At 69.7% G+C, this 25,324-nt stretch carries 21 protein-coding genes; 16 read left to right on the top strand and 5 right to left on the bottom strand.

Features of this window, described 5'->3' with window-relative positions:
• Window positions 1-16 precede the first annotated feature (16 nt).
• From AB0F72_RS37600 to AB0F72_RS37585, 4 genes are all read left to right on the top strand, one after another.
• On the top strand, window positions 17-2,452 hold the full coding sequence (locus AB0F72_RS37600; RefSeq protein ID WP_360442348.1) for a M14 family zinc carboxypeptidase: 2,436 nt from the start codon (window positions 17-19) through the stop codon (window positions 2,450-2,452).
• 86 nt (window positions 2,453-2,538) lie between these two features.
• A complete protein-coding gene (locus tag AB0F72_RS37595; protein ID WP_360442346.1) occupies window positions 2,539-2,856 on the top strand; it encodes an STAS domain-containing protein in 318 nt (105 codons plus the stop codon).
• 38 nt (window positions 2,857-2,894) lie between these two features.
• Window positions 2,895-3,716 carry a hypothetical protein gene (locus AB0F72_RS37590; protein WP_360442343.1) on the top strand — a complete coding sequence of 274 codons (822 nt, stop codon included), beginning with the start codon at window positions 2,895-2,897 and terminating at the stop codon, window positions 3,714-3,716.
• 15 nt (window positions 3,717-3,731) lie between these two features.
• On the top strand, window positions 3,732-4,466 hold the full coding sequence (locus AB0F72_RS37585) for a hypothetical protein (protein WP_360442340.1): 735 nt from the start codon (window positions 3,732-3,734) through the stop codon (window positions 4,464-4,466).
• An 802-nt stretch (window positions 4,467-5,268) separates the two neighbouring features.
• Here the strand turns inward: AB0F72_RS37585 and AB0F72_RS37580 are convergent.
• Window positions 5,269-6,150: a serine hydrolase gene (locus tag AB0F72_RS37580; protein WP_360442337.1), complete on the bottom strand. Its 882-nt coding sequence runs from the start codon at window positions 6,148-6,150 to the stop codon at window positions 5,269-5,271.
• 67 nt (window positions 6,151-6,217) lie between these two features.
• Between AB0F72_RS37580 and AB0F72_RS37575 the strand changes: the two genes are divergently transcribed.
• Window positions 6,218-8,569: a glycosyl hydrolase family 65 protein gene (locus tag AB0F72_RS37575; RefSeq protein WP_360442334.1), complete on the top strand. Its 2,352-nt coding sequence runs from the start codon at window positions 6,218-6,220 to the stop codon at window positions 8,567-8,569.
• Window positions 8,570-8,639: 70 nt separating this feature from the next.
• Here the strand turns inward: AB0F72_RS37575 and AB0F72_RS37570 are convergent, their stop codons facing one another.
• Entirely contained in the window at window positions 8,640-11,021 is a 2,382-nt protein-coding gene (locus AB0F72_RS37570; RefSeq protein WP_360442332.1) for an RICIN domain-containing protein, read from the bottom strand.
• Between the two features lie 403 nt (window positions 11,022-11,424).
• On the opposite strand from AB0F72_RS37570, the gene AB0F72_RS37565 reads away from it, so the two are divergent.
• From AB0F72_RS37565 to AB0F72_RS37530, 8 genes are all read left to right on the top strand, one after another.
• Window positions 11,425-12,483: a hypothetical protein gene (locus AB0F72_RS37565; protein ID WP_360442329.1), complete on the top strand. Its 1,059-nt coding sequence runs from the start codon at window positions 11,425-11,427 to the stop codon at window positions 12,481-12,483.
• Between the two features lie 30 nt (window positions 12,484-12,513).
• The gene (locus tag AB0F72_RS37560) at window positions 12,514-16,755 is read left to right on the top strand and encodes a polymorphic toxin-type HINT domain-containing protein (RefSeq protein ID WP_360442326.1); all 4,242 of its coding nucleotides are present in this window, start codon (window positions 12,514-12,516) and stop codon (window positions 16,753-16,755) included.
• Between the two features lie 21 nt (window positions 16,756-16,776).
• Window positions 16,777-17,208 carry a DUF4259 domain-containing protein gene (locus tag AB0F72_RS37555; RefSeq protein ID WP_360442323.1) on the top strand — a complete coding sequence of 144 codons (432 nt, stop codon included), beginning with the start codon at window positions 16,777-16,779 and terminating at the stop codon, window positions 17,206-17,208.
• Between the two features lie 229 nt (window positions 17,209-17,437).
• Window positions 17,438-17,953 (top strand): SUKH-4 family immunity protein, encoded by a 516-nt coding sequence (locus AB0F72_RS37550; RefSeq protein ID WP_360442320.1) that lies wholly within the window; start codon window positions 17,438-17,440, stop codon window positions 17,951-17,953.
• Entirely contained in the window at window positions 17,943-18,386 is a 444-nt protein-coding gene (locus AB0F72_RS37545; RefSeq protein WP_360442317.1) for a hypothetical protein, read from the top strand. Before AB0F72_RS37550 ends, AB0F72_RS37545 begins: the two co-directional genes overlap by 11 nt.
• Window positions 18,387-18,423: 37 nt before the next feature.
• Entirely contained in the window at window positions 18,424-19,323 is a 900-nt protein-coding gene (locus AB0F72_RS37540) for a CehA/McbA family metallohydrolase (RefSeq protein ID WP_360442314.1), read from the top strand.
• A 53-nt stretch (window positions 19,324-19,376) separates the two neighbouring features.
• Window positions 19,377-19,958 carry a hypothetical protein gene (locus AB0F72_RS37535; RefSeq protein WP_360442311.1) on the top strand — a complete coding sequence of 194 codons (582 nt, stop codon included), beginning with the start codon at window positions 19,377-19,379 and terminating at the stop codon, window positions 19,956-19,958.
• Window positions 19,959-20,049: 91 nt separating this feature from the next.
• Window positions 20,050-22,047, top strand: a complete 1,998-nt coding sequence (locus AB0F72_RS37530) for a hypothetical protein (RefSeq protein ID WP_360442308.1) — start codon at window positions 20,050-20,052, stop codon at window positions 22,045-22,047.
• A 56-nt stretch (window positions 22,048-22,103) separates the two neighbouring features.
• Here the strand turns inward: AB0F72_RS37530 and AB0F72_RS37525 are convergent, their stop codons facing one another.
• A complete protein-coding gene (locus AB0F72_RS37525; RefSeq protein WP_360442305.1) occupies window positions 22,104-22,748 on the bottom strand; it encodes a LysE family translocator in 645 nt (214 codons plus the stop codon).
• A 198-nt stretch (window positions 22,749-22,946) separates the two neighbouring features.
• Here AB0F72_RS37525 and AB0F72_RS37520 point away from each other — a divergent pair, with 198 nt between their 5' ends.
• Entirely contained in the window at window positions 22,947-23,114 is a 168-nt protein-coding gene (locus AB0F72_RS37520; RefSeq protein WP_360442302.1) for a hypothetical protein, read from the top strand.
• On the opposite strand, the gene AB0F72_RS37515 is transcribed toward AB0F72_RS37520, so the two are convergent.
• Complete coding sequence (locus AB0F72_RS37515) at window positions 23,111-23,683, bottom strand: dihydrofolate reductase family protein (protein ID WP_360442299.1); 573 nt, start codon at window positions 23,681-23,683, stop codon at window positions 23,111-23,113. The two genes, AB0F72_RS37520 and AB0F72_RS37515, sit on opposite strands and share 4 nt — an antisense overlap.
• Window positions 23,684-23,767: 84 nt before the next feature.
• Here AB0F72_RS37515 and AB0F72_RS37510 point away from each other — a divergent pair, with 84 nt between their 5' ends.
• The gene (locus AB0F72_RS37510) at window positions 23,768-24,334 is read left to right on the top strand and encodes a TetR family transcriptional regulator (protein ID WP_360442296.1); all 567 of its coding nucleotides are present in this window, start codon (window positions 23,768-23,770) and stop codon (window positions 24,332-24,334) included.
• Between the two features lie 7 nt (window positions 24,335-24,341).
• Window positions 24,342-24,791, top strand: a complete 450-nt coding sequence (locus tag AB0F72_RS37505) for a hypothetical protein (RefSeq protein ID WP_360442293.1) — start codon at window positions 24,342-24,344, stop codon at window positions 24,789-24,791.
• On the opposite strand, the gene AB0F72_RS37500 is transcribed toward AB0F72_RS37505, so the two are convergent.
• Window positions 24,767-24,904 (bottom strand): hypothetical protein, encoded by a 138-nt coding sequence (locus AB0F72_RS37500; RefSeq protein WP_360442291.1) that lies wholly within the window; start codon window positions 24,902-24,904, stop codon window positions 24,767-24,769. The two genes, AB0F72_RS37505 and AB0F72_RS37500, sit on opposite strands and share 25 nt — an antisense overlap.
• Window positions 24,905-25,324 lie beyond the last annotated feature (420 nt).

The following is a 25,324-nucleotide window of genomic DNA, read 5'->3' as shown; positions in this document are numbered from 1 at the left end:
ATCGACGATCGCGACCATGTTGCGAAGACTCGCCGCCTCCACCGCGGCCGCCGTCCTCCTCGTCACCGCCTGGAACGCTCCCGCATATGCCGACGCTCTGCCTGCCGTGCCGCCGACGGCCACCCCGATCGGCGACATCGCCGGGTACCCGCGCCAGAACGTGCTCCCGGTCTGGCCGGACAACCCGGACGACGCGTCGATCCCGATCGGCGTGATTCCGTACGACGAGATCGCGCCGAAGATCAACGCCCTGCAGAAGGCGAGCAACCGGGTCTCCGCCCGGGTGGCCGGCACGTCGGCCGGCGGATACGACCTGTACGTGGTCACCGTGACCGCACCGGAGTCGCGCGCCGAGGCCCAGCGGCAGGAACGCTGGAAGCGCCTGATCGAGGACGACCCGGTCCGGGCCCGCACCGACAGGCAGCTGCTGCGCGACTACAAGACCCCGCTCTTCGTCAACGCCAACATCCACGGCAACGAGTGGGAGGGCACCGACGCCGCGCTGCGGGTCATCGAGGAGTACGCGACGAGCACGGATCCGGCGGTCGCCACGCTGCTGCGGCGCAACCGGCTGGTCTTCAACATCACGGCCAACCCGGACGGCCGGGTCGCCGGGACCCGGGCCAACGGCAACGGGTACGACCTGAACCGTGACCTGACCATCGTGAGCCAGCCGGAGACGAACCTGATCCGCGAGCTCGCTGTCGACGTCAAGCCGATCATCACGCTGGACCTGCACGGGTACGTCAGCCCGACGCTGCTGCACCCGAGCACGCCGCCGCACAACGTCAACAACGAGTACGACCTGTTCATCAAGCACGCGCTGCCCAACGCGCTCGGCATCGAGCAGGGTCTCAAGGACCTCGGGTACCCGGAGACGCAGAGCGCGCGGATCCCGTTCCGGGACGACGAGCCGGGCGTCTGGGACGACTTCCCGCCGATCTACGTGCCGTCGTTCTCGCTGCTGCAGTCGAGCATCCCGTACACCATCGAGGCGCCGCTGAACCCGCGCGGCAACCTCACCCCGCAGGAGCGGGTGCGGCGCTCCGGGATCAACACCGACGTGCACGAGGTGGCGATCAAGAAGTCGCTGGAGTACATCCAGGCGAACCGCGACCAGGTCATCCACGACCAGGCCGAGGTGTACCGCCGGGGCTGGGCCGGCGAGCCGCTGCGGGACATCCCGGACGGCTACGTGCCCGGCTGGGGTCCGGAGGACGACTACCGCACCGAGTTCCCCCGCTCGTACGTGATCCCGGCCGGGGACCGCCAGCACTCCGAGGCCGCTGCGGCGCGACTCGTCGACCTGCTGATCGGCAGCGGCGGCCGGGTCTGGCGGGCGGCCACGACTTTCCGGGCGGGCGGGAAGACGTACCCGGCGGGCTCCTATGTCATTGATCTTCACCAGCCGAAACGTGGCATCGTGAACTCGCTGCTGGAGCCGGGCGCCGACATCACCGACCGGGTCTCCGATCTCTATGCCGGGCCGGCCGGCTGGAGCCAGGGCCTGACCTGGGGCGCCACCGTGGACACGCTCTGGAACGACCTGCCCCGGGTGAGGCTGCATCGCGTCTACGACGGGGTGGTCCGCGGTGACCTGCCGGCCGGCCGCGCCGACTACCGGCTGGACATCCAGGACGCCACCGACTTGCGCGCGGTCAACGACCTGCTGGACGCCGGCGCGCGGGTCTACCGGCTGACCGACGGCTCGGTGGTCGTCCCGCAGTCCTACCGGCGGCTGGTCACGGCCGAGGCCGCCGAGCACCGGGTCACCTTCGACAGGGCGCCGAAACGCTGGTCCGGCACGCTGCTCGACGAGGTCGTGGTCGGATACGTCGGCGGGGTCGAGGTCCGGGACACTCTCGCGGACACCGGCTTCGAGGCCCGCGCTGTCACTCCGGCGACGCTCGCGACGAGCCTGACCGCGGATGTCGACGTGCTGCTGGTGGCGAGCACGCTGAACCCGGCCGTGCTGACCGCGGAGAACAGGGCGGCGCTCGACGCGTACCTGGCACGGGGTGGGGGTGTGGTCGGGGTGGACAGCGCCGGCCCCGCGTTCGGCACCGCGGCCGGGCTGATCAGCGTCACCGCGCATTCCGGGCCGAGCCTGGCCAGCGGTGTGGTGAACGTGGTGAACAACGGCGGGCCGGTCAGCTCCGGTGCGATTCCGCACTCGTTCATCGCGCAGCCGGTCTGGTACACCGGGCTCGGCGCCGGCGTGACGGTCGAGCAGTCGTACGCCGCGGACCCGCTGCTGGCGGGCTGGTGGGCGCCGGCCGCGAACGGCTCGGGCAGCCAGGCCGAGGCGGCCGGCCAGGCGGCGATCGTGCGCAGCACCACAGCGGCCGGCAACGGCGTCGTCCTGATCGGCACCGACCCGATCTGGCGGCTGCACGCCAAGGGCCTGCAGTCCCAGCTCGGACGTGCCCTGTTGTGGGCGTCGGAGAGCTGAGTCCTACGGTAGAGGGACGTCCGGCGTGGCCGGGCGTCCCTCGCGCGCCGGATGCGGTCCGGATTATTTGCTGGTAGACAATTATCGTGCCGGACGATTACTTCACGATCATGCGGGCGGCCGCGCCCGGCGTGATCACGGTCGCGCTCACCGGCGACCTCGACATCGGAGCTCGCGACGAGATCCGCGAGGCGCTGCTGGCTGCCGCCGGCGACGCCGACGGGTCGCGGCTCGTCGTGGACCTGCGCGGGGTGCGCTTCATCGACTCGGAGGCGGTCAGCGCCATCCTGGAGGGGTACCTCGCCGCCGAGGAGGCCGGGATCGGGTTCCGGCTCGCCGGGGCGGTCGGCATCGTGCGGCGGGTCTTCGACGTGATCGGCCTCCAGTACCTCTTCGAAAAGTAGTTCATATACACAGCGCCATCGGAATGTAACGATGGGGCGTGACCGATCTGGCCCTGGCGGGCGCCGTGGCGGCGTACGCCATCGCGCTCCTGGTCGTCCTGCTTGTGATCTTTCCCCTGCGGAGCCTCTGGGACAGCCGGGTCGTGCGGCGGTTCCCCGAGGTCAGCATCGATCCCTACTACGTGATCGCGGTGGCGAACCCGGCGTGGGACCGCCCGCTCTACGCCGCGGTCGCGTCCGCACTCCTGGTCGACGGGCTGATCAGCATCGACGCCGAGGGCCTGGTGACGGTGACCGAACGCGGCAGCGACCCGGCGAACAAGCCGGCGCATCCGCTCGAGGCGGCCGTGCTGGAGTGGCTCGCCGCGGCCGGGGAGCCGGTGGCGCTGTCGCAGATCCGGAGCGCGCACGACATGGACCGGCAGCGTGAGGAGTTCGTGCGGGAACAGGTTGCGCGGCTGCCTCGCTGGGCCCGCAGGAAGGCCGACCTCCTCAGGCTGATCTCGATGGTGACGGTGGTGTCGCTCACCGTCTTCTGGGGCCTCCAACTCACCTACTTCGGCGCGCTCCACCCGACCAGGGTGTGGGAGGGCTTCGTCTTGTTCATCCCGTTCCTGGTGATATGGCTGCTGTTCCTCGTCCCGCTCGGATGGATTCTCTACAAGCTCTGGCCGAAGCGCCGGTACCGCTTCCAGGAGTACTGCGCGAAGCAGCCGCCGCCGCCGGCCGTCACGCGGCTCAGCGCCACCCAGACGAGTGCGCTGGCGAGCAGCTGGGCGTACCAGACCGAGGCCGAGAAGCAGCAGGCCGCCGAGCAGCAGCGGATGGCCTACTGGGAGACCGGCAGCGACACCATCTAGATCAGGGAGTCAGCGATGGGCATCCGGGAATTCGTCCGACGCCGGTCGGCACTGCGCGGGTTCGCGTCCTGGGACCGGCCGGAGTCGATGGCCGGTGACCGGGCCGAGCAGGGGATCGCGTACCTGACCCGCACGCTCGGCCGGTGGCATCCGGACACCGTGGAGGCCCGGCACAAGCTGCGGTGGTGGCTGGCGAAGGAGGGCGACCCGGCCGCGGCGCGCCGGCTCGCCGAGGAGGAGGTGACCGCCCGGACGGCGGAGTTCGGCGCCGACCACCCGGACACCCTGGCCGCCCGCCGCGAGCTGATCCAGATCACCGCCAAGGCGGTCGGATCCCCTGCGGCGATCACCGAGGCGCGGGCGCTCAGCGAGGACATGCGCCGGGTGCTGGGTCCGACCCATCCGGACACCCTTCTGGTACGGCGTCAGATGGGCTACCTCCTGCGGGACAACGGGGACATGGAGGCAGCGATCCAGCTGTTCACCGACATGCTCCACGAGCTGGAGGCGCTGCAACCGGCTCGGCTCGAGGACCTGCGAGAAGTCTGGTACGCCCTCGCGATCATCCTGGAGCGGAACGGCGAGCTCGAACAGGCCCTCGTCTACGTGGACCGGGAACTCGAGGCCGAGCGGATGACCATCTACAGGCAGGACGAGAACATCGGCCAGCCGAACCTGAAGCACATGCAGGCCTGGCGCGACCGGCTTCGCAGCGAGATCGCGCAGGAGATGATGCGGCGCGGGCGCTAGGGCAGCGGCGGGGTTGTGCCGGCGCGGGCGGTTTCGGATCTTGGAGCGGTGGGGGCGGGCTGGTGCTCAGTGCTCTCGGAACGGGCGTCCGGCAGCACTGGCGACCAGCTCGTCGTGCCCGGCTGGCTGTGAGTGTTCTCGCCGGCGGCTCGGGGCAGCACTGAGCGCCAGCCGGGCCACGCCTTTCCACGATCCACACCAGCGGGGGACAGCACTCACGACCAGCCGGACCAGCCGGTCCGGCTGGTCGTGAGTGCTGACCCCGCTGGTTAATTAATGAAGCCGCCTACCTGCGGAAACGTGGGTGTGGCTGTCGGTGGCCAGTCGCCAGGCCGTCCCTCTGGGCCGTTAGGTCTTCGTTGAGGTCCGATTTCCGTTACCTCGAGGGCTCGGGATGTCACCTCGCGGCAGCCGGGGAGGCCGGGCTTGATCACATGTCTGAGCTACGGTCGGGCGGCGCGAGCCGTAGGGCAGAGCGGTTATCCGGGCTTGATCACATGCGCGAGCTACGGCCGGGCGATGCGAGCCGTAGGTGAGAGCGGTTATCCGGGCTTGATCACATGTGTGGGCTACGGCTGGGACCTTGGGTTCCAAGATCGGCGGGGCGGGAGGTGTCAGGTGCGAGATGCCAGCCGCAGGACGCCAGCGCTGGGTCGGCGGGGCACGCGGGCCCAGGCGGCCCGGCTGGTTGCCAGTGCTCGCCGCAGCGCTCCACGGTCACCGACGACCGACCGTGACACGCGGCCGCATCGGCGCACTACCGGGCGGCCCCCGGTGAACGTTTGCGGCCAAACGCGCCAGTTCAGTACTTGAGGTATTGGCGCGTTGCCTTGGCGACTTTCTCCACGAGTTTTATCCCGGCCTCCTGCGACTTGTTGTCGTGCGAGAGCACCGCCACCGACACGTCGACGTCGTCCGACGTGACCCGCCCGATCGTGTTGACCACCCACTTCCCGCCGTCCGCGTCCCGGGTGTCCCAGCCGTTCTTCACTGTCGCGGTCTCCCTCTCCGCGGCAATGCTCGGCACGCCCCAGTCCTGCTCCTCGTCCACCCCGGTCATCAGGTCAAAAGCGGTCTTCTGGGACTCCTCGTCGAGAGGGCCCTCGGCGGAGTCGAAAGCGGTCAGCAGCTTCACCTGGTCAGCGGCCGTGGTCCGGGTCAGTCCCCAGTGCACGTCGACCGTGGTCGCGGTCAGCCCGAGCCGCTTGTTGCACTTGGTGACCGCCGCCTTCCCGCCGATCCGCTGAAACAGCGACGTCGTGGCGTTGTTGTCGCTGACCTGGATCATCGGCTTCGCCAGGTTCATCTCCTTGGCGGTCGGCTCCCGGTCCGCGTCCTGCGCCTTGAGCAGCATGCAGGCGAGGATGTCCGCCTTCACGATGCTCGCGGTGTCGTATTTCGTGGCGCCCCGGTACGCGTACGTCTCCCCGGTCTTCGCGTCGAGCACCGCGACCGAGAACTCGGCGCCGCCGGTCGGCACCTTCTTCAGCGCCGCGTCCAGCTGCTTGACCCGCTTGGCCCGCTCGGCCGCGGCCAGCTCCTCAGGGCTCGGCCCGGTGGGCGACGGCGAGGCGACAACCGCCTCCCCGGCGGAGTCGGATGACGAGTCCAGACCGACATAGATCAGCCCGCCGCCGGCCAGGACCACGGTCGCCGCAATCGCGGGAATCAGGTAGCTCCGCACCCGAGCATCCTGCCTAACTCAGCAAACTGCCAGTTTCCCGGGGGCCGAGCGCGGTAATTGCCCTGCTGTGATCAGCCAAGACATCTGCCCCGCCGAGCCCTGGGCGGTGCGCGAGACCCGGCTCGACACCAGCCTCCTCGCGCAGACCGAGTCGGTGCTCGCGCTCGCCAACGGGTACCTCGGCATGCGCGGCAACCTCGACGAGGGTGAGCCGCACGAGATCTCCGGAACCTACCTGAACTCCTTCTACGAGGATCGTCCGCTGCCGTACCCGGAGGGTGGTTTCGGCTATCCCGAACAGGGACAGACCGTCGTCAACGTGACGGACGGCAAGCTGATCCGGTTGATGGTCGACGACGAGCAGTTCCACGTCGGCAGCGGCGTGCTGCACTCCCACGAGCGCGTTCTCGACCTGCGCGCCGGCATGCTGCACCGCTCCGTCGACTGGGAGTCACCGGCCGGGCGGCGGGTGCGGATCACCAGCCGGCGACTGGTTTCGTTCACCCAGCGGGCGGTCGCCGCGATCTGCTACGAGGTCGAGGCCGTCGACCAGCAGGTCCGGATCACCGTGCAGTCCGGGCTGGCCGCCAACGAGGAGCAGGCGAAAGTCTCGGACGACCCGCGCGTCGCCGCCGCCCTCAACAACCCGCTGCTCGCCGTCGAGCAGGACCGCGAGCAGCACGGCGCGGTGCTGCTGCATCGCACCCGCTCCAGCGGGCTGCTGCTGGCCGCCGGCATGGACCACGTGATCACCTGCCCGTCCGGTTACCAGGAGGAGACCGACGTCCGCCCCGATTGGGCGCGCACCACGGTGGTCACCCTCCTGCCGCCCGGCGGGCGCCTGCGCATCATCAAATTCCTGGGGTACGGGTGGAGCACGTCCCGTTCCACCGAGGCGCTCCGCGACCAGATCGCCGCGGCGCTGAACACGGCACGGTACTGCGGCTGGGACGGGCTGGTCGCCGAGCAGCGGGATTATCTCGACGACTTCTGGGACGCGGCCGACGTGGAGATCGAGGGAGACCCGACGCTCCAGCAGGCCGTCCGCTTCGGACTGTTCCACGTGCTGCAGGCCGGCGCCCGCGCCGAGGGCCGGCCGATCCCCGGCAAGGGCCTGACCGGTCCCGGGTACGACGGGCACGCGTTCTGGGACACCGAGGGATTCGTGCTTCCGCTGCTCATGTACACCGCGCCACGGGCCGCCGCGGACGCGCTGCGCTGGCGGCACTCGATCCTGCCGCACGCGCGGGACCGGGCGGCGACCCTGGGCCTGTCCGGCGCGGCCTACCCGTGGCGCACCATCGGCGGTGAGGAGTGCTCGGCGTACTGGCCGGCCGGCACCGCAGCGCTGCACCTCAACGCGGTGGTGGCCCGCGCCGTCGAGGAATACCGGCTGATCACCGGAACCGAGCTGGACTTCGGCCCGGAGATCCTGGTGGAGACCGCGCGGCTCTGGGCGTCGCACGGTCATCACGACGCGTCCGGCGCCTGGCACGTCGACGGTGTGACAGGCCCCGACGAGTACAGCGCGGTCGCCGACGACAACGTCTTCACGAACCTGATGGCCGCCCGGAACCTGCGTGCCGCTGCCGACGCGTGCACCCGCGACCCCGCTGCCGCCGAGCGTCTCGGTGTCCGGCCGGACGAGCCGGAGACGTGGCTGGCCTGCGCGAACGCGGTGCACATCCCGTACGACGAGCGGCTCGGCGTGCACCCGCAGTCGGAGGGCTTCACCCGGTACGCGCCCTGGCACTTCCCGTCTTCTCGGGTCGACCAGCCGCTGATGATGACGGCGCCGTACTTCCAGCTCTACCGCCGTCAGGTGTGCAAGCAGGCCGACCTGGTGCTCGCCATGCACTGGTGCGGCGGCGACTTCACGCCCGAGCAGAAGGCCCGCAACGTCGACTACTACGAGCGGATCACCGTACGGGACTCGTCGCTCTCCGCCTGCACCCAGGCGGTGATGTGCGCCGACGTCGGCCACCTGGAGCTCGCCCACGACTACGCCTGGGAAGCCGCCATGGTGGACCTGCGCGACCTGCACGGCAACACCCGCGACGGGTTGCACATCGCCTCGCTGGCTGGCGCGTGGTCGGCGATCGTCGAGGGCTTCGGCGGCCTGCGCTCGCACTCGGCGGTGCCCGCCCTGGCGCCCCGGCTGCCGTCCGGCATCACCCGGTTGCGTTTCAACCTGCGGCACAGCGGTGTGCGCCTGCTCGTCGAGGCCGATCACGAGACCGCCCGGGTCAGCCTGCGCGACGGCGAGGGCGCCACGCTGCCGATCCTGCTCTACGGCGAGGAGGTCGACGTCACGGCGGAGAAGCCGGTGACGCGTCCGGTCGTACCCCTGGAGCCGTTGCTGCCGCCGCCGCAGCAACCACCGGGGTATGCGCCGCGGAGCGGCGGCGAAGGGTCTTAGCTCATCGGCCGGTGTTGCCCGCCGATGGAGCCCGCCGATGGTGCCTGCGCACCACCGGCGGGCGGCCGGATCAGACGAAGCCGCGATCCCACTTCTGGTTGAGGCCGGTGCCGCAGGTCCAGATGTTCAGTTTCGCGCCGTCGTTGCGGTTGCTGTTCGGAATGTCGACGCACTTGCCGGACGCCGGGTTCTTCAAGGTTCCGTCGCCCTGGAGGACGAACTTCTGCGAGGGCCCGTTGTGGCAGGTCCACGTCTGCACGATGGTGCCGTTGGGGGCCAGGCCACCGCCCTTGACGTCCATGCACTTGTTGTTGAAGCTCAGGACGTCGTCGCGGTGCATCCACTGCTGCGCGGGCCGCTTGTCGCAGGGCTGCATCTCCAGTTGCAGGCCCGCGTCGAACGTCGTGCCCGGCACGGTGATGCACTTCTGGTTCAGCCTGCTGACGAACGACAGGTCCCAGATGTTCGACTTCCAGGTGACGCTGCCGTCGCTGTTGCTGTAGAGCACGACGTGGCCGTCGTCCTGGATGAACAGCGTGCTGGGGCCGCTGGTGTGAGTCCCGGACGCCCAGACCGCGGTGCCGTCGGCCCGGCGCACGACGAGATTGCCGTCACGCTGGTTGATGAACCGGACGCCGTTGGTGGTGGCGGTGGCCCAGATCGCCCGGCCACCCTTCGAGATCACGAAGTTGCCGTCGCTCTGCATCCGGGCCGTGTGGCCGACGAGCGACTGGATCAGCTTCGCCTCACCGAGCTCCTGCCCCGGCAGCAGCCGGGTGTTGGTGGGGTACCACTGCTGGTTGGCGCCGTTGTTGACGTCGTACGTGATGGTCTGGGCGCCGGTGACCTTGCTGGCGTTGAGCACGGTGATCGCGCGCTGGGCGAGGACGTTCGTCCAGACGTAGCTGTCGCTCACCTTGGTGTAGGTGAAGAACTCGTCCTCCGCGTTCTTGCAGGTGGCGACCGTGAACCGGGTGCCGTTGGCCGCGGTGTCCGTCTCCAGGCCGACGCACTTGGCGCGGTCCTGAGCGTTGATGATGCGGTACCGGGCCGGGTTGGAGTTGTACACCCGCACCGCCGTCCAGCGCTGCTTGTTGTCCTCGGCGCAGTCCGCCTGCACCAGGACCGCGCCGCTCGCGAGGCTGCCGGCCTCGGTGGCCAGGCACTTGTCGGAGTTCAGGTTGCGCCACTGCCAGGACATCGCGCCGGGCCGGTTGTCGGCGTCGGGCGCGACCTGGTTGCGGCCGGCCAGCAGGAAGTGGGAGACGGCTGCCGGGTCGTTGCCGAGCAGGGCGTGGGTGGCGGCGGTGACGAGGTTGTCCTTACCGTTCGCGGCCGCGTCGTTCTTGATTTTGAGGGCGCTGGCGCGGTCCGCGGCCTCGGCTGCGAGCCGCTCGCGGGTGGTGTCCTTTTCGTTGGCATCGGCCATACCGCTCGCGATGAACGCGCGCCAGACGCCGGGTTCGCTGCTGCGCAGCGCGCCCAGGGCCGCCGCGCGGATTTCGACTTGGCGCGGGTTGGCGTCGACGAGTTCCCAGATCCAGCGGATGAAGTTGTCGTCGGTCATGGCAAGTTTGCCCTCGTCGGCGACGACGCCGATGAGGGCGGCGGCGGCGATCATTTCGCCGCGGCGCTTGATCCGCGCGGCCTCTTCCAGGCTCTCCTTCTCGGCCTCCGCGATGGCGTCGCGGAGGTCCTCATCCGCCGCGGCGACGACGCCGGAGACCAGGAACTCGTGCTGGGCGGCGGCGTCACCGTCGATGGCGGTGTTGGCGGCGGCCTTGACCTTGGGCCCGGTGGCCTTGCGCCAGATCTCGACGATCACGTCACGCTCGGAGTAGAGGAGCAGGCGCCCCTCGGTGTCGAGAGCGACCCCGGCGGCGGCGTAGGCGGACCTCTTGAGCTCGCGGGCCTGGCGGGCGGCGAGCTCGTCGCTGATCTTCTTGGTGTCGTCGGCGACCTTCGCCTCGAAGATGCCGTGCAGGATGAACTCCTTGCAGACGGCGTCGACGATCTTGATGTCGGCGGAGAGCGTGAGCTCGGCGGCAGCCCGGACCACCGGGTAGTTGGCCGAGTGCTGCCAGATCAGGAAGACGAAGTTGCGGTCGCTCTGACCGAGCCACTCGGGAGGCGGCTCGATGCCGATCTCGCGGGCGGCGAGGACCTTGTCCTCCATCTCGGTGGGCTCATCGGCGGCGGCAGCGGCAGCGGCCCGGGCCGCGGTGGTCCCGCCTGGCGCGGCCGCCGGCTCTGACGGCGCCGGATCCACCGCCTCGGACCGCGTTCCGGACTTCGCTCCGGACTTCGCGTCGGACGACGTCGTCGCGGGCGTCGGAGGAGCGGGAGTGGGCTGGGCGGAAGCCGGTTCGGCCATCGACATCGCGAGTGTGGTGGCCGTGACCGTGGCCAGCAATCCGGATAGGACGGTGCGGTGCCTGGTGCGTGTTGTCATGAAGTCCCCGTGGTTGGTGGAAATCGCTTCTGCGGCCTGAGCTGGTCATCCAGCGGCAGGGCGGCATGCGAGACAGCCGCTCCGGGTTTGCGGCTTCCCGTGCGGCTGACGACACGTAACCATGCGACTACCCGAGCGTCAAGATCTATCTGACAAATTCTCAGAGTTCCCCTTCGATACGCGAATTGTTCGACGTCGAACCGCCGGTGAGGGCCGTCGCGGGGTGGCGGCGGCCCCTGCCTCCATGTTAGAAAGTTGGCAGATTTGGTTTGATCAATCCACCCCGGCTCTTTTTCGCGCATTCCCGCGCGCCTTTTTGTGGTGGCCGGAAATTTCGTCGGTGGTTGCAGTCCTACGGGGGATGGTGCAATTGAATACGCGTGTGCGGACTAGGTCCGCAGCGATGGCGGCTGCGTTGGTGCTGGTGCCCGGCGTGGTCGCCGGCGCTGTGGCGGTGCCGGCGGCGCCCGTCTGGGCTGTCGTGGCGGTGGCGGAGTTCGATGAGTACTTCGACCAGAACGAGGAAGACCTTCTTTACGTACGCTATCTGGCACTCTATGATCCGCGCGCGTTGGTACGGACGGCTGCGTGGAATGCGCTGACCAGCAAGAATGTCCCGACCGCGGTGGATCGTTTCCTGAATTCGGGAATGAAATTCGCGGTCGACCGGGCGAAGATGCTGTCCGCTCGGAATGAGGATTTCGCGCGCCGGGTTCTGGCCACGCACACGGTGGAGTATTCGCCGGAGGTGCATGCGGCTGCGCAGGCCGCGTTGAGCCGGGGTACTGCGGCGCTGGAAGTGTTCGCCCGGACCGGTTACGCGGCGGCGAAGGAACGCGACCGGCTGGCCCGGGAGGCCGAGGGCGAGCAGGCGGCCGCGTTGTCGGACGCGGACCGTGATTTCGTCGTGCGTCTGCGGGACACCGACCCGGGACCCCAGGTGCGGGCGGCGGCCGGCCTGGCCGCGCGTCCTGAGGCGACGGACGCGGATGTCGTGGAGTTCTACGCCTACGACTGGGCTGCCGCGGCTGCCGTCGATCTGGAGACCGAGCGGACTCAGCGGGCGAACAGCGACATGGTGTGGCGGTCCGGTCTGGAGGGTTTGATCGCGGACGCGCAGGCGGCGCAGCAGGCGGCGCTCGAGGCGGAGGGCGAGGCGAAGGAACTGGCGCGGGAGACCGCGTTGCGGGCGTGGGACCTGGTCGGCGACCGGGCCCGGCCGGCCACGTCGGCGTGGGATGGCGCGGTTCTGGTCGCGCAGCAGCAGGCGGCGAACTGGCAGCAGGTGGCGGTGGCCGCCGGCGAGGCGTCGTCGAATCCGAACTGGGACGCGATCGCCGATGCCGCTCTGGACAACGAGCAGCACTGGCAGACCACCCGCGACACCGCCGCGAAGCAGGCCGCGTATTGGGCGCAGATCCACGCGATGGTCCTGGCCGGCGAGCTGGTCCTGCAGTCCTGAGCCACTCCCTCTTCTTATGGATGGATCCCCGTGAATACACGCACGTCTTCGTTACGTCTGTGGCTGGTGATGCTGCTGGCCCTCGTGGTCGCTGCCGCCGGTCTGCACGCGCCGCCCGCCGTGGCCGCGCCCGCACCGGTGGCCGAGGTGCAGGAAGAACCCCCGATCCCGGTTCCGCCTCTGGTGACCCAGGAGTGGAACGGCTCCACGGGTGTGGTGACCAGCAATGAGCGCTGGGTGCGCTCGGTCACCGATCTGGCGGAGTTGACCGAGGAGCCGGAGGTTCGTGACGCCGCGCTCAAGATCCTCGCGACCGGTGACGCGGCGGCGATCCGGCGCTGGGCACTCAACGACATGCCGGTGATCGAAGAGCAGGTGCGTGAGCGTAAGCGCCTGGAGGCGGCGGACCGGCTGGCGAAGGTGAAGGCGCTGGTCGGCACGGGTGTGCCGGGCGGCTACTTCGACACCGAGGTGCGGCGGGTCTATGCCGGCACCGATGAGGACCGGTGGGCGTTCCTGGCCTACGGCGCGGATATCGCCCGTGCCCGGGACGAGAAGAAGGTGGGGGACGAGCGGGAGCGTGCCGCGGCGTTGCGGGAGCGGCTGCGGGTGTTCGCCGCGGCAGCGCCGGCCGGTACCCAGGTCAAGACCGCCGCTGAGCAGGCCCTTGCCGGTGACGACAAGGCGGTGTCCGCGTTCTTCGCGACCGGGTATGCGGCAGCCGCGAAGGCCGACGCCGCTGCCCGGGAGAAGCATCTGGCGGATCTGGAGGCGCGCAACAAGGCCCTCGAGGAGTTGTCGGATCTGGCGAAGCGGGCTGAGCGGGCGTCGCAGGCGCGGGCACAGATGATGGTCGCGCACGGCAATGGGGTACGGGCGTTGCAGCGTTCCGCCAACGCGATGGGCGGGGCGGCGAACGCGGCGCGTAACAGTCAGCGGATCCTGGCCGGTGGCGGGACTGTCGCGAGCAAGGCCGGTTCGCTCGCGATCGAGAAGCAGATCATCGCTGACCAGCTGTCGGTGGCGCAGCTCGCGGTGCAGCAGGCGCAGGCCGCCGCGGCGGCGTCGCAGGTGGCGGCGCAAACCCTGGACGAGACCGGTTTGACGTACGGGATCGAGTGGTCGGCGATCACGGTCGGCATGCGGGAGGCGGCGGTCGCTGCCGTCGGCGCGATCACCACCGCCGGGCACGCGGTGGATGCCACCATCGCCACCAACGCGGCGCAGGGGTCGCAGGCGCAGGCTGAGGCGCACGCCCGGCAGGCGGAGAAGTGGCGTCAGCACGCCGCCGACCACGCGGCTGCGGCGGCGAAGCTTGCTGCGGCGGCGAAGAAGCAGGCGGACGCGGCGAAGACGGCGGCGGCGCGGACGAAGACGGCCAAGGAGCAGGCGCAGGCCGCGGAGGCCAAGGCGTGGGCTGAGGCGGAGAAGACCCGTCAGCAGCGGCAGGCCGCCGAGGCGCAGGCAGCCGAGGCGGAGCGGCAGCGGAAGATCGCCGAGGCGGAGCGCGTCCAGGCGGAGAAACACCGCGCGGAGGCGGAGAAGCAGGAGGCGATCGCCAGCAACGCACGCGCCGCGGCCGACGCGCAGGCGGCCGTCGCTGATCAGGCGTGGCAGAAGTCCGATGCCGCCGACCAGGCCGCCTCGAACGCCAACAATCGTGCCTGGCAGCAGGAGGCGACCGCCCGCGACGCCCGGGATCAGGCGATGGCCGCCGAACGTGAGGAGCAGACGGCCAAGGCGAAGGCGCAGGCGCTGCGGGCAGCCGCCGCGCACGCCGAGACCGAGGCGGAGAAGCAGGAGGCGCAGGCGCAGGCCGACGAGGCGGACCGGCAGGCCGGGATCGCCGCCACCGCGGCCCGTTCGGCACGCGCGTCGGCGAACACCGCTACCGGCGCTGCCGCGAACGCCCGCGCTGCCGCCAAGCAGGCTGAGTACGCCGCGGAGCGGGCTTGGGCCGCGGCGGAGAAGGCACAGGCAGCCGCCTCCGCGGCAGACGCGGCGGCGGACGAGGCCGAGTCGCTTTCCCGGGCCGTGCACGCCGCGCGGGTGCGGGCCGACGCGAAGGCCGCCGAGGCGACCGCGCAGCAGGTCAAGGCCGCCGAGGCGGCGAGCAAGGCACAGAGTCTCGCCGTGCAGGCCGCCGACGAGGCGGTGAAGTCGTTGTGGGCGGCCGACCGTACGAAGGCGGAGGCGCAGGCCGCCGGCACCGAGGCGGTGGCGGCCAGTGAACAGGCTGAGACCGCGGTCCGCGCGGCGGCTGCGGCAGCGCAGTCGGCGGCCGGGATCGCCCAGCCGGCGAACACCGCGATCGCCTTGGTCAGCCCGTTCACCGGCGCCGACATCGACGCCGACTTCGTGGCACAGGTAGCCGCACAAGCACTAGTCATCGGAACCGAGCAGGCCACCGCCGCGCAGGCCCGCGCGGCCGAGGCACTCGCCGCGGCCGAGGCGGCCGAGGCCGCCGCCGAACACGCGGCCGATCAGGTACGGCCGGCGTACCTGTCGGCAGCCCAAGCCGCTCGCTCCGCGGCCGACGCGGCCGAGTCCGCCGCGCAGGCCCGGCAAGCTGCGGCGCAGGCCGCCGCCGACGCGGCAGCCGCACGAACGGCCGCCGCCAGCGCCGCCCGCGCCGACGCCCAGGCCCGCGCGGATGCCGCCGCGGCACGGCAGGCCGCCAACGAGGCCGCCAACGATGCCGCGATCGCCGGACGCAGCGCCCAGCAGGCCCGCGACGACGCGGATGCCGCCGACCGGGCCGCCACGAAGGCGGAGAGTGACGCCGCCGCGGCACGCGCCGCGGCCACCGCAGCCGAGGCGGCCGCGACCCAGGCGCGGCAAGCCGCCGACAGCGCGCAACAGCACGCTGACAGCGCCGCCGCCGCAGCGGACCAGGCATTGCAGCATGCGACCGAGGCACAGAAAGCCGCCGAGCGTGCCGAGGAGGCCGAACGGGAACGCGCCGCGCAGGAACTCGCCGACGCCATCGCCAACATCCCTCCCGAGGCGACCGGGGACGACCTCACGCAGTACCTCACCCCTGAAGAGCTGGCACAACTGCGCCAGGCTGAGCAAGAAGCCGGGATGAGCGTCCTGGACTTCATCAAGGCCGAGGCCGAGGATCTGTTCTGGGACCTGTCCGGCGCCGGGGACCTGGTCTCCTGCGTCCGAGACGGCAACGTCGTGGCTTGTCTGTGGACCCTGGTCGGCCTGCTCGGCGTCGTCAAGATGGCCAGAGCCACTTACAAGCTGGGCAAACTCGTCCCCAAGCTGCTCACCTTCCTGGACCGGATCAAGGACGCGAAGAAACGGCGCGACGCGCTACGCGAACTCGCCAGACGCAAGAAGAAGCTCAAGGACGACGAAGACTCGTGTCCCGTCCGGACGCCGAACAGCTTCCTGCCCGGCACTCCGGTTCTGCTGGCCGACGGCACCACTGTCGCCATCGAACAGGTAAAGGTCGGCGACCGGGTTCTGGCAACCGATCCCATTGCCGGAGTCACCCTCGGTAAGCCGGTCACCGCCGTCATCGTCGGCGCCGGCCAGAAGAGCCTCGTCGACGTCACGATCGACATCGACGGCGCCCGGGGCGACAAAACCGCCACCGTCACGGCGACCGACAATCACCCCTTCTGGGTTCCGGCCCTCAACGACTGGATCGACGCGGGCCGGTTGTCGCAGCATCAATGGCTGCGAACCAGCGCCGGAACATACGCCCAGATCTCGGCGATCAGCCATCACACAGCGAGCACACGGGTCCACAACCTCACCGTCGCCGACCTGCACACGTACTATGTGGCCGCCGGCGACCAGCCGGTTCTCGTCCACAACGAGAACTGCGGCGAGACCGACCACCTCGGTGACGACTACGAGGTGACCAAGGGCCCGGGTGTCTACACGATTCACCTGAAGGACGGCCGGAAATACGTCGGGTCTTCGCACACCAATATGCGGGAACGTGTCAACGACTCGCTGTTGAACTCGAACCATGCGGTCTCCCGGGCCAAATATAAACGTGACGACATCCAGAACGTGACTTGGACGGATTACCCGTTCGTCTCTCCCCGCAGAGGTAGCCGGCTCGACACCCGGACCGGTGAGCAGAACCTGATGGATGAGTTTCTGGAGGGCGGGACAACCTTGGTGAATCAGAAATACCCGGAAGTTCCGATGCCGCACCACGTTCCGGACTACGTCGGGAAGTTCAAGGAAAGAGGGCAGCTCCCGTACGCTAAAATCGGGAAGAAGTATCTGCCCCCTCATCTTCAGTAATGACAATACTCGGGAGCTAAAATGGGAACCTGGAATCCGGGGCCATTCGGCAGCGATGCCGCCGCCGATCTACTCGATCTCGCTGCTGCTGAAGACCCGGGTGCCCGAGGGGAATTCATTCGTGAAATGCTGAACGACGGCCTTCGGTTGGCTGCGGGGGAGGACGTCGATCTGTTTCCCGAGGATGTCGTCGCGGCGGCTAATCTGGTGGCGATCAGCGTGCCGGGCGGTCTTGAGCGATTAGTGGTGGAGGGGGAGCAGACGGCCCGGCTCACCAACTCGGTGATTCCCGATGTCGATCCTTCACTTGCTGCGTTGGCGCTTGAGTCGTTGCGTGCGATGGCGGTTCCGGGCAATGATTGGTATGACACATACTTCGACAGCGACAACCCGGAACCGGAGGCTGTTGACGCCTTTCGTGCGGCAGTCGGGGTGCTCCAAGAATTTCGGTGAAGCCGGCACCTGACGGCTCACGACGTGGCGCTGGCGCGGGACGAGGGCACACCGAAGCCCGCGCCAGCGGTACGGCGGCACACCGGAGCCGTGCGTGGGCGTTCATCCCTGCCCTGGCAGGGGTGAGCGCCCACGATGGTGTTGCGTGTGCGCTCACCTATCTTCAGCCGCCGCCTCGTCCCGTGAATCCCGTGTGGTCGATGATGATCGGCGGAGGGAAGTAATCGGCGTGGAGTTCGTCACCTACGGCGGAGAGAAGCCTCAAGGGTGCCCCGAGGCCATCTGGGATGATCTGTGCCGCGTGGGCCTGCCGAGGGTGGGCCTGAACATCTTCACGCCCTCGCCCGGCCCTGCGCCGGGTTCGGCAGAGGTCGACGGGATCGTCCTCGGCTGTTCCCGGGAGAACGTCGAGTTGTATGTGGAATTCGTGTCGGGCAACGTGTGTCTCCGCTGGCCCCAAGAATCCGGCCCAGCGGTGGTGAACAGCTCCCTGGGTGCATTCCGCGAGTCGCTGCTCGAGATGGATGTCCGGTATCCCTTCTACCCGGCCGATCGAGATCTGGACATGGCATGGGAGGCGGCGGAGGAACTTCGCCGAATCCTGGTGCGTATCGACAGTGTCGCGACCGCGGATCCGGACGGTTATTGGTCGTCATTTCTCGATGACGTCGCGGTCGGCGACTATGCCGCGGATGCCGGCGGAGACGATGCGGTGACCGGCTACCGTGGCGATCATGACCGCTGAGGACGTCAGCCTGCGCCCCGCCCCCGACGCTCTGATCATCGGTGGCTCGCTGGTTGCTCTCGCCGGCTATCTGCTGCCGTGGTTTCGCCTGCAGGACGGCTACGCGTGGTCGTTCTCCGGGTGGACCTACGCCTCGCTGAGCACCGGCGGCGGCTGGACCCTCGTCACCTTCGGCTGGCTGGCGGTCGCGCTGATCGCCGGGCTCTGGGCGAGGTCGTCGCAGGGTGCGGCGGTCACCGCGCTGACCTGCGCGATCGGCGGCATGATGTTCGCGCTGCTGGTGGTGGCGGTCAGTTTCGCGCAGTTCCCGGAGCAGGGCAGCTCGAACTGGGTGGGTGAGATCCCGTTCGATGTGGGGCTGCCGGTGATGGCTCTGGGCTTCGGGCTGCTGGTGGCCGGTGGGGTCCGCGCGGTCGTCCGGGCCGGCCGCTGACCGCTGCGATCTTCGTACCGAACAGAGGGGGATGTCGGTGAACGATCTGCCGTTCGGGCGGCCCGGCCGGTTCTGGCGTGGCAACCTGCACACCCACTCGGACCGCTCCGACGGCGCTCTGCCCCCGGCGGAGGTGGCCCGCCGTTACCGGGACGCCGGCTACGACTTCCTGGCGATCACCGACCACTTCCGGGAGAGGTACGGGTTTCCGCTCACCGACACCCGGTCGTTGCGGGTCCCCGGCTTCACCACGTTGCTCGGCGCCGAGCTGCATCCGCCACGCACCGAGTTCTCGTCGGAGTGGCACATCCTCGCGGTCGGGCTGCCGCTCGGTTTCGCCCCGCCGGAGCCGGACGAGAACGCCACCGACCTGGCGCGCCGGGCCCGGGACGCCGGTGCGTTCGTGGGCATCGCGCATCCGGCGGCGTCCCTGCTCACCGAGGCCGACACGGCACAACTGGACGCGGCGCACGCCGTCGAGGTCTACAACGCGCTGTCGGCACGGGAGGACCGCGGTGACAGCTGGCATCTGACCGACGTCCTGCTCAATCGGGGGCGGCTGCTGACCGCGTACGCCGCCGATGACGCACATTTCCAGCCGCAGGACCCGCCGGGGGGCAGGGCCTGGGTGCAGGTCCGCGCCGATGAGCTCACCCCGGAGGCGCTGCTGGGAGCGCTCAAGGCGGGCCACTACTACTCGAGCACCGGTCCGGAGATCCACGACGTCCGGCTCGACGACGGCGTGCTGCACGTGCGCTGCTCGCCGGCGAGCAAGGTGATGATCACGGGCGGCGATCCCGGCGTACGCCTGGTTGAGGGTCTGTCGTTGACCGAGTGCTCGCTGCCGATCGCGATGTTCCGGCGCGGCTGGTGCCGGGTCACCGTCGAGGACGCGGCGGGACAGCGGGCGTGGACCAACCCCATCCGATGGGCGTGATTCGCCTAGATTGATCACCGGCACACTGTCCGACGGGGAAGGAAGTACGCCTCATGCTCTGGCCCGCGCTCCGGGTGCACGCCGACGGAGAACTCACACCCGACCAGGTCCAGCAGGTGCTCGACATCCTGGACCTCGACCCGGTGCCGCTGACCGAGGGCCCCGGCGCCTGGATGAGCATCGCGCACGGTTCCCGCGCCGGCGGCGACGGCACCCGCCTGGTCCTTGACCTCGGCTACCAGGAGGACGTCGGCTGGGCCTTCATGCTGCTGTTCGAGGGGAAGCAGCCGGCCACCGAGACCGTCGAGGAATACCGGGTGCGGCTGCGGGAGCTGGTGGACCGGTTCGGCCTCCGCATCATCAGCGTCGAACCAGCCATGACCGCCGACGAAGTCCTCGTCATGCCGGAGCCCGGCCCTGACGTTCCCGAGTCCGGCGTCGGGTACTCCTGGGATCTCCCGTACCAGGAATTGGATCACCTCTGGAACCACCTGGGCCTGCGCCACACCGCCCCGGACGAGGTGAAGGCGGTCAAGCTCCGGGAGCTGACCCGGACTCCGGTGTGGAGGGTCGCGCCGGAGCGCCTGCGACGGCAGGTCGCAGAGTTCCTCGACGGCGTCGGCCCGGCCCGCTGACGGGGGATCGGTGAGCGAGGAATCTGTTGTGCCGGCGTCCCCCGAACCCGGACTGGCGCCTGCCCCAGCACCGGACTCGCCGGAGCGAGCCGTGCAGCAGGAGATCGGCGAACGGCTGCTGACCGACGACGGCCGGATCACGAACACACCGCAAGCCAAGACCATCGCCATCGAGGCGCTGGCGGAGCGGATGAGCTCGCCGACTCCCGCTCTGGTCCGCGCGGCCTTCGGTCTGGACGTCGGCACCGACATGGCGCACCACCTGGGCGACGGTGACTACATACTGGTGCCTTTCAATCCCAGGTACCCATCGATGGGCGCCAACCTCCGGCACGTCGGCGAGCTGGACCCGGCCGGACTCCGTGACGGGATCCGGATGGACGACCCGCGTGCCGAGGTCCTGGTCCGCCAGATCGCGGTCAGCGAGTTGATGGGCGCTTGGGCGTACGGCTCCAACAACAACGTCCGTGTCCTCGCGATCCAGGAGGTCACCAGGGACGAGTTCGGTCTGACCGGCGTCCTCGACTGGCACTTGGACAGCGAGAGACGTAAGGCGCTCCGTATCGAACTGGGCACCAACCGCGACACCCTGCGGGACTTCGTGCGTACCCAGTACGAGATGACCCAGGAGGTCCTGGCCGATCGCGGTATCACCGAGGTGGTCGCCTACCGGACGATGTCCTGGCGCGAGGACGAGGTGAAGCCGGATTGGGTCGGCCGCTTGAACGTCGGTGACGCCTTCGCGATCCCGCAGCGCCCGCTGTCCAGCTGGGCGCTGGATCGCCAGGTCGTCGAGGACTGGGTGAACCAGCGCGGCGGCCACGCGGTGATCCTGGTCGATCGCAAACCCGCCCGGGACGTGCTGGCGCTCCCGCTGACCGGCATGGGGTTCCTCGATCAGAAGGAATTCGTCGCGCTGAGCGGCGACGGCGTGGTCACGCTGGACGGCGTCTACTCCGGCCCGCCCGCCGTGCAGGCCGAGCAGACCGCGGCGAGCAGTGTCAGCCTCGGCGCGCCGGCGCTGGGGGAGACCGCCACGATGCAGCCGCCGGCCGTGCGGTCCGGCGAGCAGCAGTGGCAGCCCCTGACGGTCACGGCCGAACTGAACCCCGACCATCCCCTCGACAACCAGATCCAAAAGATCCTCGACGGTACGGAGACAGCCCCGCACTGGTGGCCCCGCGACGACTCCGGTTACGCCGTCACCAAACACGATCTCGACGTGCTCGGCATCCGTCCGGTCCAGGTGAAATGGCTGGTCACCGGTGAGGCGCCGCTTGGCATGACGCCCGAGCTCTACCGGCAGTTCGGCACCGAGATGCTCGACGCGCTGCGGCAGGACGGCATCGACCCGTCCCAGGTGGACATCCGGCTCAAGGGCACCGGCGCCAACTTCTTCTCCGGCGAGCACAAGACCCTGCCGCGCCGGGAGGAACTGGCCGCCAACCCGGAGGCTGCCGACCGGCTGCGGTCCTGGCTCGGCGACGACGGGAACGGTCCGCTGCGCCGGCCCTACGACGCCATGTGGCGTCTCGGGCTGGAATCCGCACCGAGCGACTTCGACCTCGACATCAACAGCACCGCGCTGGTCCGGGCGGCCCGCGAGAACTGGCGGGCCAACCATTCCGAGCGGTATCCGGGCGACTTCATGGGCGGCCACGGGTACCTGGATCCGAAGGCGCTGGAAGGCGCCAGCCCCGCACTGGTCCAGTGGGCGAAGCAGTGGGAGAACCGGCTGGGCCGTCCGGTCTCGCTGGGCGTGTTCGAGTCGAGCGGGCCGTTCAACGCGACGGTGCTCGGTCAGACCCTCTCCGCCCATTTCCGCGAGAGCGACTGGGTCATCCACCGTCCGGACCGGCCGCGGGCCTGGGAGAACCCCCGATCCCGCGTCACCGAGCCGGCCCCGACCCCGACCCCGGCCCCGGCCGCGGCCGCCGGCACGGTTCAGCGGCCGGCGGCCAGGGTCCGTGAGGCGGCGGAGAAACTGGCCCGCCAGCGTGCCGCCGAGCAGGGATCCGGCATCAGCCGCAACCGTCACCAGCCGCCTCAGCAGCGCCAGACCCGGCCGGACGGCCCCACCTTGACCTAGTACATCGAGGTACCGGTACTCGTCGAGTTTCGCGGCAGCGGGCGGGTCCGGCGAGATCAGTGGCTGCTGGTAGCGAGCCGGATCCCGAAGCCGGTGATCACAGTCCCGGTGACGCGGTCCAGCAGCCGGCGAGCCGTGGGACGTCGCAGCACCGTACGCAGCCGGCGTGCCAGGACGACCAGCACGGCCGACCAGGCGGTGCCGAGAAGGATGTGCACGCAGGCCAGGAGTACGCCGAAGGTGAACGGGGAAGCGCCGGAGGGGATGAACTGCGGCAGGAGCGCGACGTAGAACACGCCCACCTTCGGGTTCAGCAAGTTCGTCAGCACGCCGCGGCGCCACCCGGGGTAGAAGTCGTTGCCGGTCGCCGTGGGTTCGTCGATCAGTGCGTCCGACGGGTCTGGCCGGCGGCGGCGAGTGGCCCACACCATGCTCAGCCCCATCCAGATCAGATAGCAGGCGCCGGCCCATCGCAGCACCTCGTAGGCAAGGTGCGAAGCCGTCAGCAACGCGGTGACACCGGCGGAGGTGAGCACACCCCAGGTGAGGGTTCCGGTCTGGATGCCGAGAACGACTCCCCAGGCGCGGCGGGCTTCGCCGAGGGCCGCGGTGCGCAGGATGAGAGCCGTGTCCATCCCGGGAGTCATCGTGAGCAGTCCCACGACGATGACAAAGGACCAAAGAGCGCTCAGGGCCGTCACGATGATCAACCTATCGCGTGGGCCGGTCGCATGTACCTGGAGGGCGACGAGAGCGACACGGCGTAGCCGACTCACCCGGGAACGTGGTGAACAGGCTGGTAAAGGCGTGATCGTCCTGTCCGATCCCGTTGCACTCGCTGCTCACCGTGCCGTCCGGGCAGTCTCCGTCGCAGACGGAAACTGTCGTCGATCGCGGTCGTGCCCGCCCAGGTCGGCGTGCACGACCTGGCCGCGTCCGCCAGCACGAACGCCACCGTGAAGTCCGCCTGCCCGGTGGCCTCGGCGATCGTCGTGACGTCCGCGTTCCCGCTGCCGACGTCGAGGTGGGGCAGCACGGGCGCGCCGCCCGCCGGCACGGTGGACTAACGGCCGGCCCGGTAGCTCAGGACCACGACGCCGCTCGGCAGCGGGGTCGTGCCGGTCAGCGTGAAGCCGTGCGGGTCGAAGCCGGTCGCGGCGAGCGGGATGCCGGCGCCGGCGACCACCGGGTTCAGCTTGATGACCAGCTCGTCGACCAGCGGCATCAGCTCGCCGGCCAGGCTGCCGCCGCCGCACAGCCAGATGTCCAGCCCCGGCTCCTCCTTCAGCTTGGCCACGAACGTCCGGGGATCGTCGCCGACGACCTCCACGGCCGGGTCCGGCGATGCGGACAGGGTCCGCGAGAAGACGATCTGGCGCAGGTGCGCGTACGGATTGGTGAGCCCGGCGGCGGCCCCCGGCTCGTAGGTGCCCCGGCCCATCAGCACGGTGTCGAAGACCTGGTTGGGCCCCTCGATGCCCATCGCCGCGTGGGCCTGGGTGGGCAGGGTCTCGGGGTAGTGCTCCTTCATGAACGCCGGGACGTCGTCCTGCATCACGAGGAAGTCCCACGATCCGTCCGGCGCGGCGATGAAACCGTCGATGGTGCTGGCGACGAAGTACACGAGCTTTCGCATTTGACCTCATTCTTTCCGCTTACCACTACGGCTGTCGTGGTGGAGACTACAGCACCTGTAGTGGTTGCTGCTACCGTGTCCGCCATGCCCAGAAATCCCGACCGGCGCCGCGCGCTCGCCGACGCCGGCCTGCGGGTGCTCGCCGAGGCCGGCGCCCGCGGCCTGACCCACCGAGCCGTCGACACCGAGGCCGGCGTGCCGGTCGGCACCGCCTCCAACTACTTCCGCTCCCGGGACGCGCTGCTCGGCGCGCTCGGCGAGCGGATCATGGAGCGGTTCGCGCCGGACCCGGCCGTGGTCGCCGCGATGAGCGCCCGCGAACCCAGCCGGGAGCTCTTCGCCGACTACCTGCGCTACATCGTGGAGCGGACCACCCGGGAGCCGGAGCTGACCCGGGCGCTCATCGAGTTGCGGCTGGAAGCCGCCCGCCGGCCCGGCCTGGCCGCGATCCTCGGCGAGACGCTGCGCCAGGGGTACCGGGACGACGTGGCCTTCCACGCGACGACCGGCCTGCCCGGCGGCCCGTTCGAGATCGCCCTGCTGCACTACGCCGTGGACGGCCTGCTCCTCGACATGCTGACCACGTCCATCGACGCCGGTGTTGATCCGGACGAGGCCGTCACCGCGTTCGCCGCGCGGCTGGTGGGATGATGCGGGGATGGAAATTCTGCCGGGACGCGGCACGCCGCTGGTGCGCATAGGCGAGAGCAGGGAAGTCGTCGAGTGCAAACTCGGCACACCCGTCCACCCTGGCCGGCTCGATCGGGCGATCTACGAGACCACGCCGATGCTCGTGCTCTCCTACAGCGATGTGGACACCGTCGAGCTGGTGGAGGTCGCCTACACCGGCGACGGCGGTGAGGAGGCCTGGTTCGACGGCGTGCAGCTGACCTTCCGCTTCCTCGACGACGTGGTTGCCGAACTGGCCGAGCGCGGCCATCGATACGAGCTGACCGACGCCGGGTACCGTTTCGAGCCGGGCTTCGCCCTGTTCTCGATGGGCTCCCGTAGCGCCCGTGACCTCGACCCGGACGCCGGCGACGACGACCCCCGGATCATCTGCGAAGGGGTGTCGGTGGCCCCCTACGAGTACTTCGCCGAGCGCTGACCGGCCAGCAGGGCGGCCGTCGCCCGATCGGCCGGGTTGCCGAGGGCGGCGCCGTGCCGGATCGCCCGTACCCTCATCTCGCGCATCCCGGACCGCGCCGCCAGACGCCGCAAGGCGTCGATCCATGCCGGTGTGTCCCGATGGCCGTGCCGCACGCCCAGGCGGCACTGCGCGTCGAGGATGTGCGCGTCCAGCCAGACATAGGTGTCGGCCAGCCGGTTCGACCGGGTGCGCGCCTCGCTGAACAGCGCGAACGCCTGCTCGGTGTCGCCGGGTTTGACGCGTCGTTTGAACGGTTCAGGCGCTCAGGCGGGCTCAGGCGACGCCAGCCCTCAAGCCCTAGCCCATCCACGCCACGCCCCCAAGCCCCAGCCCTCGCAGCCGCCGTCCCAGCCCTCAGTCGCCAGCCCTCACCCGTAGCCGTAGCACGTTCCTGGCCCTTGGAGTCAATCAGTGGTTGCAACACTCGATTGATCAGGGGTTTTGATGGGGAAGATGGTGCCTCGTGGGGTGCAGGTGCGGTTCTGGGAGCA

Origin of the sequence: Actinoplanes sp. NPDC023936 (assembly GCF_040639325.1) — a bacterium.
Lineage (GTDB): Bacteria > Actinomycetota > Actinomycetes > Mycobacteriales > Micromonosporaceae > Actinoplanes.
This window is presented reverse-complemented; position numbering and strand designations above follow the sequence as displayed.

What these genes read in the sequence shown, in the direction of transcription:
- AB0F72_RS37600 (WP_360442348.1), top strand. Translation starts at nt 17, where the DNA reads ATGTTGCGAAGACTCGCCGCCTCCACCGCGGCCGCCGTCCTCCTCGTC.
- AB0F72_RS37585 (WP_360442340.1), top strand. Translation starts at nt 3,732, where the DNA reads ATGGGCATCCGGGAATTCGTCCGACGCCGGTCGGCACTGCGCGGGTTC.
- AB0F72_RS37570 (WP_360442332.1), bottom strand. Translation starts at nt 11,021, where the DNA reads ATGACAACACGCACCAGGCACCGCACCGTCCTATCCGGATTGCTGGCC.
- AB0F72_RS37565 (WP_360442329.1), top strand. Translation starts at nt 11,425, where the DNA reads ATGGCGGCTGCGTTGGTGCTGGTGCCCGGCGTGGTCGCCGGCGCTGTG.
- AB0F72_RS37555 (WP_360442323.1), top strand. Translation starts at nt 16,777, where the DNA reads ATGGGAACCTGGAATCCGGGGCCATTCGGCAGCGATGCCGCCGCCGAT.
- AB0F72_RS37545 (WP_360442317.1), top strand. Translation starts at nt 17,943, where the DNA reads ATGACCGCTGAGGACGTCAGCCTGCGCCCCGCCCCCGACGCTCTGATC.
- AB0F72_RS37535 (WP_360442311.1), top strand. Translation starts at nt 19,377, where the DNA reads ATGCTCTGGCCCGCGCTCCGGGTGCACGCCGACGGAGAACTCACACCC.
- AB0F72_RS37515 (WP_360442299.1), bottom strand. Translation starts at nt 23,683, where the DNA reads ATGCGAAAGCTCGTGTACTTCGTCGCCAGCACCATCGACGGTTTCATC.
- AB0F72_RS37510 (WP_360442296.1), top strand. Translation starts at nt 23,768, where the DNA reads ATGCCCAGAAATCCCGACCGGCGCCGCGCGCTCGCCGACGCCGGCCTG.
- AB0F72_RS37505 (WP_360442293.1), top strand. Translation starts at nt 24,342, where the DNA reads ATGGAAATTCTGCCGGGACGCGGCACGCCGCTGGTGCGCATAGGCGAG.